Genomic DNA, 13,451 nt, shown 5'->3' with positions numbered 1-13,451 from the left:
TCCGTGAAGATTCGCCCGATCTCGTTCGACCGGCTCGTCGAGCTGCTCGCCGAACGGATCGCCGCCGCACCCGGGGCCGACGGGCGCCGGCAGCGGGTGGCCGTCGACGGGGCGGCGGCGGCCCGGCCCGGCGCGCTCGCCGACGCCCTGGTGGAGCCGCTGCGGCTGCGCGGCCGCCCGGCCCTGCGGGTCTCGGCGGCCGACTTCCTCCGCCCGGCCTCGGTCCGGCTGGAGTACGGCAAGCAGGACGCCGACGCCTTCCACGACCTCTGGCTCGACGACGGCGCCCTGGCGCGCGAGGTACTGGACCCGTTGGAGCCCGGCGGCACCGGACGGGTGCTGCCGAGCCTGCGCGACCCGTCGACCGACCGTTCCACCCGCGCGCCGTACGTCACCCTGCCGCCCGGCGGCGTCCTACTGCTGGACGGTGCGCTGCTGCTCGGCCGGTGGCTGCCGCTGGAGCTGACCGTCCACCTGTCGCTCTCCCCGGCGGCGCTGGCCCGCCGCACCCCGCCCGAGGAGCGGTGGACGCTGCCGGCCTTCGCCCGCTACGAGGCGGAGACCGTCCCCACCGAGGCGGCCGACCTCACCGTCCGTGTCGACGACCCCCGCCACCCGGCCCTGGTCGAGCGCCCCTGACGCCGGACGGCCCGTTCACCGGCCGCGCCGTGCGCCCGCCGGCCGGGCCGCCGGGGCCGGCCCGCGCTGGCAGTACGGGCACCAGAACGCCACCCGTTCCTGCGGCGGGACGCCCTGGCTCGCCGTCAGGACCTTCGTCCCGCAGCGCACGCACGGCCGGTCGGCCCGGCCGTAGACCCAGTGCTGGTGGCCGCGCCGGGTGTCCCCGGTGGTGACGTGGCCGGAGCGCAGCTTGTTGGCGTCGAGGAGCTGCCGGGCCCGGTCCACCAGCCGCTCGGGGCGGGTCAGTTCGCCGACCGGCGTCCACGGCGTGACACCGGCCAGGTAGCACAGCTCGTTGGCGTACACGTTGCCGATGCCGGCCAGGTTGCGCTGGTCGAGGAGGGCCTCGGCGAGCGGCCGGACGGGGTGGGCGAGCAGGCGGCGGACCGCCTCCGCCGGGTCCCAGCCGGAGCCGAGCAGGTCGGGTCCGAGGTGGCCGACGGCCCGCTCCTCGTCCCGGGTGCGGAGCAGCTCGACGACGGGCAGCCGGTAGCCGACGGCGGTGCCGCGTTCGGTCCCCAGAACGGCCCGGATCTGCCAGGCCGGTCCGCCGGCCCAGCGTTCGCCGGGGCGGTAGACCTCCCAGCGGCCGTCCATCCGCAGGTGGGTGTGGAGGGTGAGGCCGCCCGCCAGGCGGGTCAGCAGGTGCTTGCCCCGCGGGGCGACCTCCAGCACCCGGCGGCCGGTCAGGTCGGCGGTGGCGTGCGCGGGCACCCGCAGGTCCGCGGTGGTCAGCAGCTGTCCGGCGAGGGCCTCGTGCAGGCGGGCCGCCGCGCGGTAGACGGAGTCACCTTCTGGCATGCCTCCATCGTGCCTCCGTACGGCGGCCCGCCGCACGCCCGGCTACGCGGCGGTGCCCGCGCCGGCGGCCCCTTCGCGGACGACGACCACCGGGCAGGGCGCGTGCTCGGTGAGGTGGCGGCTCACCGAGCCGAGCAGCGCTCCCGAGAACCCGCCGAGACCCCGGCTGCCGACGACGAGCAGCGCAGCTCCGGCGGCGGCCTCCAGCAGTGTCTGCGCGGCGTTGCCGGGCATGACCGACTCGGCGATCCGGACGCCGGGGTCGTCACCGACGACGCGGGTGACGCTCTCCGCGAGCGTCTTCCCGGCGAGTTCCTCGGGGTTGAAGTCGGGGGCCGGCACGCCCGCCCCGATCCAGCCGTAGAAGGCCGGGTACTCCCAGGCCGCGATGGCCTGGACGGTGCCGCCGACCAGCCGGGCGTAGTCGACGCCCCAGCGCAGGGCCTGCTCCGAGGCGGGCGAGCCGTCCACGCCGACGACGATCCGGGGGTTCGCGCTGTTGGCCATACCGCTGCTCCTTGCTCGACTGCTCTCCCGACTGCACTGCTGTCCCCTCGAACATAGATCAAAGCGGACAAACAGTCGCCATTTGCCACGCCGGGAGCCCCGGATACTTTCGAACCCTGTGCGATCCGGGCCCGGCGCCGAGGAAGTCGAGGACAGCCGGGCAGCCGGACCGACGGACCGCCCGTCGGACCGTCGGCCGGCCGGGCCGAAACGGCACCGGCGGGTGCGCGGCCCGATGGCCGTGCACCCGCCGGTGTTCCGGGCGGCGGTCGCCGCGGACCGTCAGGTCCGGTAGGCGGCCCAGGAGCTGGCCATCCTGGCGACCTGACCGGCGGTGAACTGCGTCATGCAGGAGTCGTACGTGTAGTCCATGAAGTTGTGGATCGGGTCGACCCCGGTGGTGGTGCAGGTGTCACGGCCGGCCGGGCACTGGTAGGCGGCGCTCTTCTCGGCCGGAGTGTCCGAGACGTAGTCGCCCTGGCCGCTGCAGCCGCCCTGGAAGGTGTGGTAGAGCCCGAGCCAGTGGCCGACCTCGTGGGTGGCGGTGTCGCCCTCGTTGTAGTTGGTGGCCGAGCCGCCGGGGAACGAGGTGTCCAGGACGACCACGCCGTCGTCGGTCGGGTTGGACTGGTAGGAGCTGGGGAAGGTCGCCCAGCCGAGCAGCGACTGGCCGAGCTTGGCGGTGTAGAGGTTGAGGGCGCCCGCCTTGCCCTTGCGCAGCGCGCTCTTCATCGACCGCTCGGCGGAGGAGCCCGGGGTGATGCCGTTGTACCAGGTGGCGTTGTCGGTGTAGTCCGTGCCGGCCAGCTGGAACTGGAACTGGCTGGGGGTGTTGCCCGCACCCTGACCGCCGTACGCGGCGTTCAGGACGGCGATCTGCTTGGTGATCGTGGCGGCCGACAGCTTGCCGGTGGTCCCGGAGTGGACGACGTGCACGTACACCGGGACGGTCGTGGTGGCCGCCAGCGTGCCGGGGGCGAGCAGGGCGTTGCCCCCCGGGGAGAGCGCCAGCTGGGTGACCCGGGCCTGGAGTTCGGCGTCCATGGCCTTGGCCTGGGCGTCACTGACGGCGTTGGGCTCCTGGCCGGCGGAACCGCCGGCGGGCTTGCGCGCGGCGGCGTCCTGGCTCGCGTCACCGGTGCACTCGGCGGCGGCGACCGGGGCCCCGGGGGCCGCGGTGGCGGTGGAGAACGTGGAGGGGGCGGCGAACTGGGTGAGTCCGAGGGCCGCGGTGAGGGCGGCCGCACCGAGGAACCTTGCGGCGGCACGCGAGGGCACGCGAGCAGAACGACGCATCTGCGCTCCTGAGGGGGAGTTGTGGGGGACGGCGGTTGAGGGGGGCCGCCGAGCTCAGGCTACGCAGAGTCGCGTGTACGCGTCAGACTCGTTCCGGCCTGGAACTTCTGACGACATATCAGACATAATCCGGAAGTTTGAGCGGTCCGACCCGGCCGCACATCGAGCATTTCCCGTCGCGCGCATGCGCACAGTACCGGCCCCGGTCTGTCCGAAAGTTGACGCCCCGTCGGCTCCGTGGAGCGGCGACGGCCCTCGCCGAGACTACGACGCCACGAAGACGATCTCCCGGAGGGCGCGCGCACCGGCCCGGTCGAGTACCACCGCCGAGGCGCAGCCGGCCGGCGGCTCCCCCGTCCCCGCCAGCCGCCGGCGCAGCCGCCGGCCGGCCTCCCGGTGCCGGGCGAAGGCGTACGCGGAGACCGCCTGGCCCCGGGCCTGCTGCCCCTCGCGGGCCTCCTCTGCGCTGGCGTCCAGCAGGATCAGGTGCACCCGCCTCCCCTGCCGCGCGGCCTCCCGGACCAGCCACTGCCGGACGTACGGCACCGCCCCGCAGTCGTGCACCGCGAGCGGGCCGCCCGCCAGCACCGCGCGCCGCAGCCGACGGTAGTGGGCCACCCGGACCGCCGGCCGGTAGACCGCGTAGGGCAGCCAGCCGGGCACCCGGGCCGCGTACTCCTCGCGGACCTGCTGCGAGTCGACCAGCAGGGTGCGGACGCAGCGGCGCATCAGCGTGCTCTTCCCGCTGCCGGGCAGCCCGGAGACCACCAGCAGGTCCCCCGCCGGGTAGTGCAGCACGGCCGGCCGGGCCCGGCTCTGCCGGAGGTCCTGCAGCCCGCGGGGGCGCAGCACCGTCCCGGCGGGCTCCGGCGACACCCCTCGACAGGCCGTCCGCGGCGCCGGCACCCTGGCGCCGGACTCGCCCCCGGCCTCGGGCGGCGCGACCGCGGCGCCGGGCCCGGCCGATGCCCCCGCGGTCGCGCCCGCCGGCGCCCCGGGCCCGGGCTCGCCGCCGGTCCCGTTCCCCGACCGACTCACCGGCTCCGCCCCGGGCCCGGCCGCGGGCCCGGAATCGGCCGGTCCGGACAGGTCCGGCATCCCCAAGACCCTGACGTCCGCCATCGGCTCTCCCCCTGACTCCCCGCCGGCCCGAACGCTGCCCGGCTCCGTCTCCCGAAGAGCCTTCCCCCTTCAAGAGAAAGTAAAGACTAGTGGTCAGCCCCGGTCCGGGCCGAGTCCTTTACCGCTCCAGGAACGTCACAGAAGCGCACCGGGCACGTCACAGCGCCCCGGCCGGGCACGGCTGGGCCGGAGGCCCGGGGAGGCTCGGCGGCCCCCCCGGGACGCGTGGCGGCGGCTCCCCCGGCGCCGGGGCGCGCGTCCGGTGGAGCCGCCGGGCCGCGGCCGGACTCAGCCCAGCTGCGGGGCGATCCGGGAGGCGATCAGCTCCAGGTGGTCCAGGTCGTCCAGGTCCAGGATCTGCAGGTAGACCCGCCGGCTGCCGACGGCGGCGAACCGGCCGAGCCGCTCCACCACCTCGTCGGGCGTGCCGGCCAGGCCGTTGGCCTTCAGCTCGTCCACGTCACGGCCGATCGCCGCGGCCCGGCGGGCCACCTCGGCGTCGTCCCGCCCGACGCAGGCGACCAGGGCGTTGGAGTACACCAGGTCGTCGGCCTGCCGCCCGGCCCGCTCGACGGCCGCGCGGACCCGGCCGAACTGGGCGGCGCTCTCCTCGACCGAGACGAACGGCAGGTTGAACTCGTCCGCGAAGCGGGCGGCCAGCGCCGGCGTGCGGGTCGGGCCCTTGCCACCGACCAGGACCGGGATCTTCTGCTGGACCGGCTTCGGCAGCGCGGGCGAGTCGGTCAGCCGGTAGTACTCCCCGGCGAAGTCGAAGGTCTCCCCGAGCTTGGTGTTCCACAGCCCGGTGACGATCGCCAGCTGCTCCTCCAGCCGCCCGAACTTCTCCTTCGGGAAGGGGATGCCGTACGCGCTGTGCTCCTCCTCGTACCAGCCGGCGCCGAGGCCGAACTCGACCCGGCCGCCGCTCATCGCGTCGACCTGGGCGACCTGGATGGCGAGCACGCCGGGCAGCCGGAAGGTGGCGGCGGTCATCAGGGTGCCGAGGCGGATGGTGCTGGTGTCCCGGGCCAGGCCGGCCAGGGTGATCCAGGCGTCGGTCGGGCCGGGCAGGCCGCTGACGTCGCCCATCTTCAGGTAGTGGTCGGAGCGGAAGAAGGCGCTGAAGGCACCCAGCTCCTCGGCGGTCCGGGCCACCCGGAGCAGGGTGTCGTAGTCGGCGCCCTGCTGGGGTTCGGTGAAGATTCGAAGATCCATACCGGCCATTCTGGTACAGACCACCCCGTGCTCATACCCGTTTCACCGATTCCGGCGGCGGTCGGGCCGGTGAACGGCCGGCGACCGGAGCGGCGCCGGGACCGGGCCGGCGGGGGTCCGGCCCGGGGACCGGGCGCCGGCGGGCGCGGTGACCGGCCGGTCCCCGACGGGCTCGGACGGCCGGGCCGCGGGGTGGCCAAGGTCTCAACACGGAACCGCAACGAGGGGCCGTTCCCGCCGCCCCGCTCGCCTACCGTGGACGGATGTTCGCCACGCCCGACGGATCCCACCGGGGTTCCCCCGACGACTCCGACCCCTCCCACCGGCCGGCCGGCTGTCCGTTGCCCGGGATCGTCGCCGCCTTCACCCCCCGGCTCGCCGAGTTCGCCTTCGAGCCGGGCTTCGTGGCGGCGGTCGACCAGCACACCGCCGAGCTGCGCGAGCTGCTGTACGCGCAGGGGCCGGAGCTCTCGCCCCGGCCCCTCGACCGCGAGGAGCTGTCGGACTACGCGCTGGGCTTCCTCGACGCGCTCACCGAGATCGGCTGGCGCGAACCGGTCGGGTACGACTTCGCCGTGTACCGGCTGACCGCGATCTGCTGGCTGGTCCGGGAGCAGGGTCTGCTGCCCGCCTGAGTCCGGCACGCGCGGTGACCCTCCCGGTGGGCCCGGTCACCGCGCGGCGACCGGGCCCGGCGGACCGGCGCTCAGCCCGACTGCCCGCCCGGCCGGCCCGGGTCGATGCCCGGAGCCGGCGGTCCGGCCGGGGTGGCCGGGCGGACCGGCTGGTTGGCCAGCGCGTCCTCCCGGCCCGCCTGGTACGCGTTGCCGCGCAGCTTGGCGGTCTCCTTCTCGGCACCGTCCAGCCACCGCTCCCAGCGCTGGCGCATCGGAATGATCAGACCGCCGCCCACGCCGACCACCAGGATCCCGGCGACCGAGGCGAGCACCGCGATCAGCAGCGGACCGGTGATGGCGGTGGCGATGCCCGCCTGGCCGAGCGCCGCGATCACACCGAGGGCGACGATGAAGGCCCAGGCGACGGTGGCCACCGTCCGCCCGTAGGCGGCGCCGGCGAGCGCGTTGCGGACGATGTCGCGGACGGCGTTGGCGATGGCCATCGCCACCACCACGATGACCACGGCCACGATGCCCTTGGGCAGCCAGCCGACGATGCCGTTGATCATCACGCTGATCGGGTTGGGGCCGAAGACGCCGAAGGCGAGCTGGAGCGCCATGAGCAGGATCGCGTAGTAGACGATCTTGCAGACGATCCCGGTCATGTCGTACTTGGAGCCGCTCAGGTACCGGGCGATCCCGCCTCGCTCCGCCACCTTCTCCGACCCGATCCGGCGCAGCCCCCGGTCCAGCAGTTTCGCGATGGCCTTGGCCACGAACCAGCCGATGACCAGGATCGCCAGAAAGGCGATGAACTGCGGAATAAACTTGGCGACTTTCGACCAGGCTTCGGTGAATCCCGATCCGAAGTCGACAGATAGTGCGAGCTGCTGAGCCACGAAGTCCTCCACTCGGCGACGCTGCGCCCTGAGCGGCGCGCGGAACACCCCCACCTTTCGTGGATAGCAGCTCCACCGGCCGCCCGCGCGCGCCCGGCACCGGCGCTGAGCCGCCCGGGTGAACCCGACGGCCTCACCCGGCGCGTACAGTTGCGGTCCACGAAACGGACGGCGAAAGCGGTACAGGGTGGGCGGCAACGGTACGGGCGGACACCGGGCGCTGGTCTGGCAGGAGCGGCCCGAGCAGCCGGGCGCCGCGGTGCTGGTGCTGCACGGCGGCGAGGAACACAATCTCTCCCGGCCCGGCCGGATCAACCCGCCCGGCCTGCGGATGGCCGGCTTCGTCCGCGCGCTGCGCCGCGAGACGGCCGGCGCGGGCGTGGCGATCGGCACCGTCCGTTACCGCCACCGGGGCTGGAACGGCGAGCGCGCCGACGCCGCCCGCGACACCCGCGCCGCCCTCGACGACCTCGCCGAGGAGCTGGGCAAGGTCCCCACCGTCCTGATCGGCCACTCGATGGGCGGCCGCGCCGCCCTGCGCACCGGCGGTCACCCCCAGGTCAGCGGCATCGTCGCCCTCGCCCCCTGGTGCCCCGCCGAGGACCCCTGCGAGCAGCTCGCCGGCCGCGACGTCCTGATGCTGCACGGCGACCGCGACCGGGTCACCTCCCCCGCCGACACGCTCGCCTTCGCCGCCCGCAGCCGCGCCGCCGGGGCCCGGGTCTGCGGCTACACCGTCCTCGGCAGCGGCCACGCCCTGCTCCAGCGGGCCGGCGACTGGCACCGCGCCGCCGCCCGTCTCTCCGCCGGACTGCTCCGCCTGCGCGACCTGCCGCCGGAGGTCACGGCCGCCCTGGCCCTGCCCGCCGACGCCACCACCGCCCTCGGCCTCCCGCTCCCCGCCCAGCCCCGCACCGCGGCGCCCCGCCACCCGGCCCAGCCCCTCCCCACGGACGCCTGAAGCCCGCCCCGGCCCACCCGCTCCCCGGTCCGGACGCTCCCCGGTCCGGACGCTCCCCGGTCCGGACGAAGCCGCCCGGCCCCGCCGGGGCGCCGAGTGTTCTGACGATTCGTCGGCGGATCTTCGGAGGGGACCAGTGACCGAAGCGGTGACGATCGATCTCGGGGACGGCTCGACCGTCCGGGCCGAGGTGATCGGCGAGCTGAACTTCCGGCAGCCGGACGGCACATCGGCCGACGGACCCGAGTTCGGCGACGCCGGCCTCCGGGACGGCCGACGGGCGGCGCAGCTGGGGAGCGCGGCGTCGACTACCGGGGCGGCCCCGGGTACGACCGGGTCGCCCGCCTGATCAGCACCGTCTCGTCCGTCGCCGACCGCGTGCGGACCAAGGTCCCCGGCACCGAGGTCCGCGGCCGGCTCTACCTGTCGGTCCCCTTCGACGAGAAGGACGAGGCCCAGAAGGAGGTCGGGGCCCGCTGGGACCAGAGTGCCCGCCTCCGGTGGCTGCCCCCGACGGCCGGGAGCGCCCCGCGGGCCGGCGGGGCACCGGACCTCACGCCGCTGGGTCTCGCCGTCGAACTGGAGACGTACCGGCCGAGCGGCGAAGGCCGAACCGACTTCGCCCGCGCGGAGGGGACGGTCCGGGAGCTGCTGCTCGACATCATCGACGCCGCTTCCGTCGAGGGGAGCGTGGAACAGCCGCGTTCGTCGTTCGGGGCGGATCTCCCGGTCACCCTCGCCGCCACGGCCGACCCCGTCGCAGCGGCCGGACTCGTCATCGCGGGGCTGTCGTCCGGTCTGGACCGCATGCAGCCGGCGCTGACCGAACCGTGGCCCCACCTCGTCGGCGTCACCGTCTTCTCCGGTCCGGCACCGGCCCGGGCGCCAGGGGCGGAGGCCATGAGGGCGCAGCTCGTCGAGGCCGACCACAGCCGGACCTCGGACCCCCTCGCGGTCCTGTCCGTCTCCGGGCCGGTCCTGGAACTGATCCGGGAGCGGCTCGGCGGCCGGTGAAGCACCGGCTTCACCGAAGTCCCCCCGGCCGGGGCGGATCCGCGCACGGGCGGCACGACCCACACCTTCACCGGCAGCACCCTGCTCCTGGGCCGGGCCCCGGCCGGCTCCGCGGGGGGAGACCGGCCCGGCCCGTGGTGACGGGCCCCGGCCGCTGCGCGACCGGTCCGCCCCCGGCGGTCAGGCCAGCCGCTCGATCAGTGCGGCGGCGAGCGGAGCGGCGGAGGCGGGGTTCTGGCCGGTGACCAGGTTGCGGTCGACGACCACGTGCGGGGCCCACGGCTCGCCCTCCTGGACCAGGACGCCGGCCTCGGTGAGGCGGTCCTGGAGCAGCCACTTCGCCCGGTCGGCGAAACCGGCCTGGGTCTCCTCGGCGTTGGTGAACGCGGCGACCCGGTAACCGGCGAAGGCGTTGGCGCCGCCCGCCGTCGTGGCGGCCAGCAGGGCGGCCGGGCCGTGGCAGACCACGCCCAGCGGCTTGCCCGAGGCGAGGGCGTCGGCAAGCAGCCGGCCGGAGACCGGGTCGACCGCGAGGTCCTCCATCGGCCCGTGGCCACCCGGGTAGAACACGGCGTCGTAGTCGTCCGCACGCACGTCCTCCAGCCGGACCGGACGCTGCAGCCCGGTGAACGCGGCGAGGGTCGCGGCGACGTGGTCGGCGCCCTCCTGGCCACCGTTGACCTCGGGGGCCAGGCTGCCCCGGTCGACGGTCGGGACGACGCCGCCCGGGGTGGCGACGGTGACCTCGTGGCCCGCCGCCCGGAACGCCTCGTACGGGGCGGCGGCCTCCTCGGCCCAGTAGCCGGTGGGGTGCTTGGTGCCGTCGGCCAGCGTCCAGTGGTCGGCGCCGGTCATCACGAAGAGGATCTTCGACATCGGGTTGCTCCGAAGGGGTTCAGAGGGAAGGGGTTCAGGGGGGAGCGGGCCCGGGTGGGACGGGGTGACGCTCCGCGGTTCCCGACGCGCCGGGCCCGGACCGCCCGTGCGGCGACGGGCCGTCAGCGCGGTGACGAGATCGACAGTAGGGCGGCGGCGCGCGCGGGACCAATGGAGAATCCGATGTCCGGTATCGGGATCCCGATGGCCGCCGGGGGGCCGACCTGACCGGTGACCCCCGGGTGGCGGTCCCTGGACTGGCCCGGTGCCCAGCTCCATGATCAACTCCCGCGCGGCCGGGAGAGCGGCCGTCCTGCTCGGCGCGTCCGCGACGGCGTGCGACGTCCTCGACACACCGGCCTCACCTCCGGGGACCGTCGCGGCCGTCGCCGTGACCCCGGCCGTACCCGCTCCGCCGACGACCCCCGCGACGGCCCCCGTCACAGAGCCCCCGGCTGCTTCCCCGACGCCCCGCCCCACGGAGCCCGGGAGCACCCGGGCCCCGAGCGCCCCGCGCACGACCCCGCCGGCGGCGGACGCGGGCGGGGCGCCGGCTCGCCCGGGCGGCACGACGACAGCGCCTACGACGACCTCTCGCCCGAGGGCAGGGCGGCCCACGACACCCAGAACTGCGCGCAGATCCCCGGGAAGAGGAAGGGCAGCTGCAACGAGCCGCACCGCAGGTGCAAGGAGCACGGCGCCACCGCGACCTCCGCCGCCGGTGTGGCACTCACCTGCCGGACGGCCTCCTGGGACGGCCGACTGCGCCGGCCGGCCGCCGGGGAGTGATCCCGCGACCGGGGCCCCCGGCCCGGCGAGGACCGCGCCCAGGGCCCCGGACCGGCATCCGTCAGCCCGTGCAGGTGGTGGCGGGCTTCTCGTCCAGGAAGCCGTACTTGAGGAGGGAGGACACGTAGTACGGGTCCGTGCCCAGCTCCGCGGGCTTCAGGGCGGCGTCCTCCTTCAGCCACTGCTGGACACCGCCGCCGGGCTGGGCGAAGGCGGCCGCGATGTGGCCCTGAAGGACCTTGAACTCCTTCACCACCACGTAGCAGTGGTAGCTGTCCTGGGGCACGCCCTGCGCGTCCGGGATCGGGTTGAGGCTGTCCGGCGGGATCGCCCGCGCGGAGTACGCGGTGCCGGCCGTGGACAGGTAGCGCCCGCCCGAGGATCCGAAGCGGTCGAGCTTCGTGTCCTTCGGCACCGTCGCCACGGCCTGGTCGACCGTGCCGTTGACCTCGCGGAACCCGTCCGCTGCCGGGTACTTCCAGTCCAGGCCGTCGCGGTACCAGGAGAGGAACTGCTGGGGCGTCAGCCCGCCGAAGCGGTAGTAGCCGTTGAGCAACTTGCCGACCGGTCCGGTCGGCAGGGTCCGGGGGCCCAACTCCTTGAACCCGCAGTAGAACTTCTTCTTGTCGTCGTCGGTGGGCCGGTACTGCTCCCTCGGACAGTCCGTGGGCTCCGCCTCCACGGAGGCCACCGCGGCGGCGGCGCTCTGGGTGGCGGCCGTACCCGTCACCAGCAGGGCTGCGGCCATGGAGAGGGCGGCAAGGGTTCGAGAACGCATGGAGCGATGCCTCCGGGTGGTGGTCAGAGACCAGGGTCGGCGCGGGAGCGCGGAACGGCTCTGTCAGCACCGGAAGTTACACATCACCACGACATCACTTCGTGGACGAAACGCTCCGGCGCCCACCCTTCACCCGTTCGGCAGCTCGGGCCGACGGGACCGGCACGAGCACGTGCGGAGGCCGTCCGGGCCGGTGACCGCACGGTCGACCGGGCGGGAGGTCGTGGCGGCCGGCGCGCCGATCTCGACGGTGCCCCCGCTGTTCGTCCTCGCCCTGCCGGGCAGACCCATCGTGGGGCCGCACCGCTCAGCCGCACCGCTCAGCTGTCCCGCTCACGCCCGCTCACGCCGTTCTCACCGATGGGAGCACCCGCCATGGCAGATCCCCGCCCGTCCGACCCCCACCCGCCCGCCGCCGTCCCCCGGTTCCCGGCCGGCTTCCTCTGGGGCGCGGCCACCTCCGCCTACCAGGTGGAGGGCGCCGCCGCCGAGGACGGCCGCACCCCGTCGATCTGGGACACCTTCTGCCGCGTCCCGGGCAGGGTCCACCGGGGCCAGACCGGCGACGTCGCGACCGACCACTACCACCGCTACCGCGACGACGTCCGGCTGATGGCCGAACTCGGTCTCACCGCCTACCGGTTCTCGGTCTCCTGGTCGCGGGTCCGGCCCACCGGGCGCGGCCCCGCCTCACAGCGCGGTCTGGACTTCTACCGCCGCCTCGCCGACGAGCTGCTCACCGCCGGGATCACACCGGTCGCCACGCTCTACCACTGGGACCTGCCCGAGGAGTTGGAGGCGGCCGGCGGCTGGCCGGAGCGCGCCACCGCCGAGCGGTTCGCCGAGTACGCCGCGCTGGTCGGCGAGGCCGTCGGCGACCGGGTCCACCGGTGGACGACCCTCAACGAGCCCTGGTGCAGCGCCTTCCTGGGGTACGGCTCCGGCGTCCACGCCCCCGGCCGCACCGACCCGGTGGCCGCCCTGCGCGCCGCCCACCACCTCAACCTGGGCCACGGCCTGGCCGTCCAGGCCCTGCGCGCCGCCCTGCCGGCCGGGGCCCTGCTGTCGGTGGCGCTCAATCTGCACGCGGTGCGTCCGCTCACCCCGTCCGCGCCGGACCGGGACGCGGCACGCCGGATCGACGCCGTCGGCAACCGCGTCTTCCTCGGGCCGATGCTGGAGGGCGCGTACCCCGCGGACCTGCTGGCCGACACCGCCCGGCTCACCGACTGGTCCTTCGTCCGGCCCGGCGACCCGGCGGCGGTCCACCAGCCGCTGGACTGGCTGGGCGTCAACTACTACACGCCCACCGTGGTCTCCGCGACCACCGAGGGGGCCGAACCCGCGCGCCAGGACGGCCACGGCGGCGGCCAGGTCTCCCCCTGGCCGGGCGCGGACCGGGTGGGCTTCCACCGGGCACCGGGCGACGTCACCGCGATGGACTGGGCGGTCGACCCGTCCGGCCTGCACGAGCTGCTGACCGGGCTGGCCCGGCGGTACCCGGGGCTGGCGCTCGCGGTCACCGAGAACGGTGCGGCCTACGAGGACGCGGTCGGCGCGGACGGCGCGGTCGACGATCCCCACCGCAGCGCCTACGTGCGCGCCCACCTGGCGGCGGTGCACCGGGCCGTCACCGACGGCGCGGACGTGCGGGGCTACTTCCTGTGGTCCCTGCTGGACAACTTCGAGTGGGCGTACGGGTACGAGAAGCGCTTCGGGCTGGTCCACGTCGACCCCCGGACCCTGGCCAGGACCCCGAAGTCCAGCGCCCACTGGTACGGGCGGGTCGCCCGCAGCGGCGAACTGCTCCCCCTCGACGGGGCGTAGCCGGCTCCCGGCCTCCGGTCCCCGACCTCCGGGGCCGCGACGGCCGGGCCCGGGCCGGCCGGGGTCCT

Annotated in this window: 15 protein-coding genes; 7 read left to right on the top strand and 8 right to left on the bottom strand. The window is 75.3% G+C overall.

The window, feature by feature from the left end:
* The first annotated feature begins 3 nt into the window (after window positions 1–3).
* Window positions 4–639, top strand: coding sequence for a uridine kinase (locus tag ABZY91_RS20485; RefSeq protein WP_355404213.1), 636 nt, complete (start codon window positions 4–6; stop codon window positions 637–639).
* A 15-nt stretch (window positions 640–654) separates the two neighbouring features.
* Here the strand turns inward: ABZY91_RS20485 and ABZY91_RS20480 are convergent, their stop codons facing one another.
* From ABZY91_RS20480 to ABZY91_RS20460, 5 genes are all read right to left on the bottom strand, one after another.
* Window positions 655–1,482, bottom strand: a complete 828-nt coding sequence (locus ABZY91_RS20480; protein ID WP_355404184.1) for a DNA-formamidopyrimidine glycosylase family protein — start codon at window positions 1,480–1,482, stop codon at window positions 655–657.
* A gap of 42 nt (window positions 1,483–1,524) precedes the next feature.
* Complete coding sequence (locus tag ABZY91_RS20475; RefSeq protein ID WP_329951140.1) at window positions 1,525–1,989, bottom strand: universal stress protein; 465 nt, start codon at window positions 1,987–1,989, stop codon at window positions 1,525–1,527.
* Between the two features lie 282 nt (window positions 1,990–2,271).
* Entirely contained in the window at window positions 2,272–3,285 is a 1,014-nt protein-coding gene (locus ABZY91_RS20470; protein WP_329951141.1) for a zinc metalloprotease, read from the bottom strand.
* A gap of 264 nt (window positions 3,286–3,549) precedes the next feature.
* Complete coding sequence (locus ABZY91_RS20465) at window positions 3,550–4,161, bottom strand: AAA family ATPase (RefSeq protein ID WP_355404181.1); 612 nt, start codon at window positions 4,159–4,161, stop codon at window positions 3,550–3,552.
* A gap of 534 nt (window positions 4,162–4,695) precedes the next feature.
* The gene (locus tag ABZY91_RS20460; RefSeq protein ID WP_329881770.1) at window positions 4,696–5,622 is read right to left on the bottom strand and encodes an LLM class F420-dependent oxidoreductase; all 927 of its coding nucleotides are present in this window, start codon (window positions 5,620–5,622) and stop codon (window positions 4,696–4,698) included.
* 263 nt (window positions 5,623–5,885) lie between these two features.
* Here ABZY91_RS20460 and ABZY91_RS20455 point away from each other — a divergent pair, with 263 nt between their 5' ends.
* Complete coding sequence (locus ABZY91_RS20455; protein ID WP_329951143.1) at window positions 5,886–6,257, top strand: DUF6401 family natural product biosynthesis protein; 372 nt, start codon at window positions 5,886–5,888, stop codon at window positions 6,255–6,257.
* Between the two features lie 71 nt (window positions 6,258–6,328).
* Here the strand turns inward: ABZY91_RS20455 and ABZY91_RS20450 are convergent, their stop codons facing one another.
* Window positions 6,329–7,138 carry a hypothetical protein gene (locus tag ABZY91_RS20450; RefSeq protein WP_355404179.1) on the bottom strand — a complete coding sequence of 270 codons (810 nt, stop codon included), beginning with the start codon at window positions 7,136–7,138 and terminating at the stop codon, window positions 6,329–6,331.
* 187 nt (window positions 7,139–7,325) lie between these two features.
* On the opposite strand from ABZY91_RS20450, the gene ABZY91_RS20445 reads away from it, so the two are divergent.
* From ABZY91_RS20445 to ABZY91_RS20435, 3 genes are all read left to right on the top strand, one after another.
* A complete protein-coding gene (locus ABZY91_RS20445; protein WP_355404177.1) occupies window positions 7,326–8,099 on the top strand; it encodes an alpha/beta fold hydrolase in 774 nt (257 codons plus the stop codon).
* Between the two features lie 136 nt (window positions 8,100–8,235).
* Window positions 8,236–8,448: a hypothetical protein gene (locus tag ABZY91_RS20440; protein WP_355404174.1), complete on the top strand. Its 213-nt coding sequence runs from the start codon at window positions 8,236–8,238 to the stop codon at window positions 8,446–8,448.
* A 29-nt stretch (window positions 8,449–8,477) separates the two neighbouring features.
* Complete coding sequence (locus ABZY91_RS20435) at window positions 8,478–9,113, top strand: DUF5710 domain-containing protein (protein WP_355404172.1); 636 nt, start codon at window positions 8,478–8,480, stop codon at window positions 9,111–9,113.
* A gap of 180 nt (window positions 9,114–9,293) precedes the next feature.
* Here ABZY91_RS20435 and ABZY91_RS20430 read toward each other — a convergent pair whose 3' ends face one another.
* Window positions 9,294–9,989, bottom strand: a complete 696-nt coding sequence (locus ABZY91_RS20430) for a type 1 glutamine amidotransferase domain-containing protein (RefSeq protein WP_355404170.1) — start codon at window positions 9,987–9,989, stop codon at window positions 9,294–9,296.
* Between the two features lie 336 nt (window positions 9,990–10,325).
* Here ABZY91_RS20430 and ABZY91_RS20425 point away from each other — a divergent pair, with 336 nt between their 5' ends.
* Window positions 10,326–10,778 carry a hypothetical protein gene (locus ABZY91_RS20425; protein WP_355404168.1) on the top strand — a complete coding sequence of 151 codons (453 nt, stop codon included), beginning with the start codon at window positions 10,326–10,328 and terminating at the stop codon, window positions 10,776–10,778.
* A gap of 61 nt (window positions 10,779–10,839) precedes the next feature.
* Here the strand turns inward: ABZY91_RS20425 and ABZY91_RS20420 are convergent, their stop codons facing one another.
* On the bottom strand, window positions 10,840–11,556 hold the full coding sequence (locus ABZY91_RS20420) for a TNT domain-containing protein (protein ID WP_355404166.1): 717 nt from the start codon (window positions 11,554–11,556) through the stop codon (window positions 10,840–10,842).
* Window positions 11,557–11,931: 375 nt separating this feature from the next.
* Here ABZY91_RS20420 and ABZY91_RS20415 point away from each other — a divergent pair, with 375 nt between their 5' ends.
* A complete protein-coding gene (locus ABZY91_RS20415) occupies window positions 11,932–13,383 on the top strand; it encodes a GH1 family beta-glucosidase (RefSeq protein ID WP_355404164.1) in 1,452 nt (483 codons plus the stop codon).
* Window positions 13,384–13,451: the final 68 nt, after the last annotated feature.

Origin of the sequence: Kitasatospora sp. NPDC002965, assembly GCF_040611255.1 — a bacterium.
Lineage (GTDB): Bacteria > Actinomycetota > Actinomycetes > Streptomycetales > Streptomycetaceae > Kitasatospora.
Note: the sequence above shows the minus strand (reverse complement) of the source record. Positions and strands in the feature narration are given on the sequence as shown.

Excerpts from the sequence above, each read along its gene's own strand:
- ABZY91_RS20480 (WP_355404184.1), bottom strand. The coding sequence starts at position 1,482 with ATGCCAGAAGGTGACTCCGTCTACCGCGCGGCGGCCCGCCTGCACGAG.
- ABZY91_RS20475 (WP_329951140.1), bottom strand. The coding sequence starts at position 1,989 with ATGGCCAACAGCGCGAACCCCCGGATCGTCGTCGGCGTGGACGGCTCG.
- ABZY91_RS20470 (WP_329951141.1), bottom strand. The coding sequence starts at position 3,285 with ATGCGTCGTTCTGCTCGCGTGCCCTCGCGTGCCGCCGCAAGGTTCCTC.
- ABZY91_RS20460 (WP_329881770.1), bottom strand. The coding sequence starts at position 5,622 with ATGGATCTTCGAATCTTCACCGAACCCCAGCAGGGCGCCGACTACGAC.
- ABZY91_RS20455 (WP_329951143.1), top strand. The coding sequence starts at position 5,886 with ATGTTCGCCACGCCCGACGGATCCCACCGGGGTTCCCCCGACGACTCC.
- ABZY91_RS20430 (WP_355404170.1), bottom strand. The coding sequence starts at position 9,989 with ATGTCGAAGATCCTCTTCGTGATGACCGGCGCCGACCACTGGACGCTG.
- ABZY91_RS20420 (WP_355404166.1), bottom strand. The coding sequence starts at position 11,556 with ATGCGTTCTCGAACCCTTGCCGCCCTCTCCATGGCCGCAGCCCTGCTG.
- ABZY91_RS20415 (WP_355404164.1), top strand. The coding sequence starts at position 11,932 with ATGGCAGATCCCCGCCCGTCCGACCCCCACCCGCCCGCCGCCGTCCCC.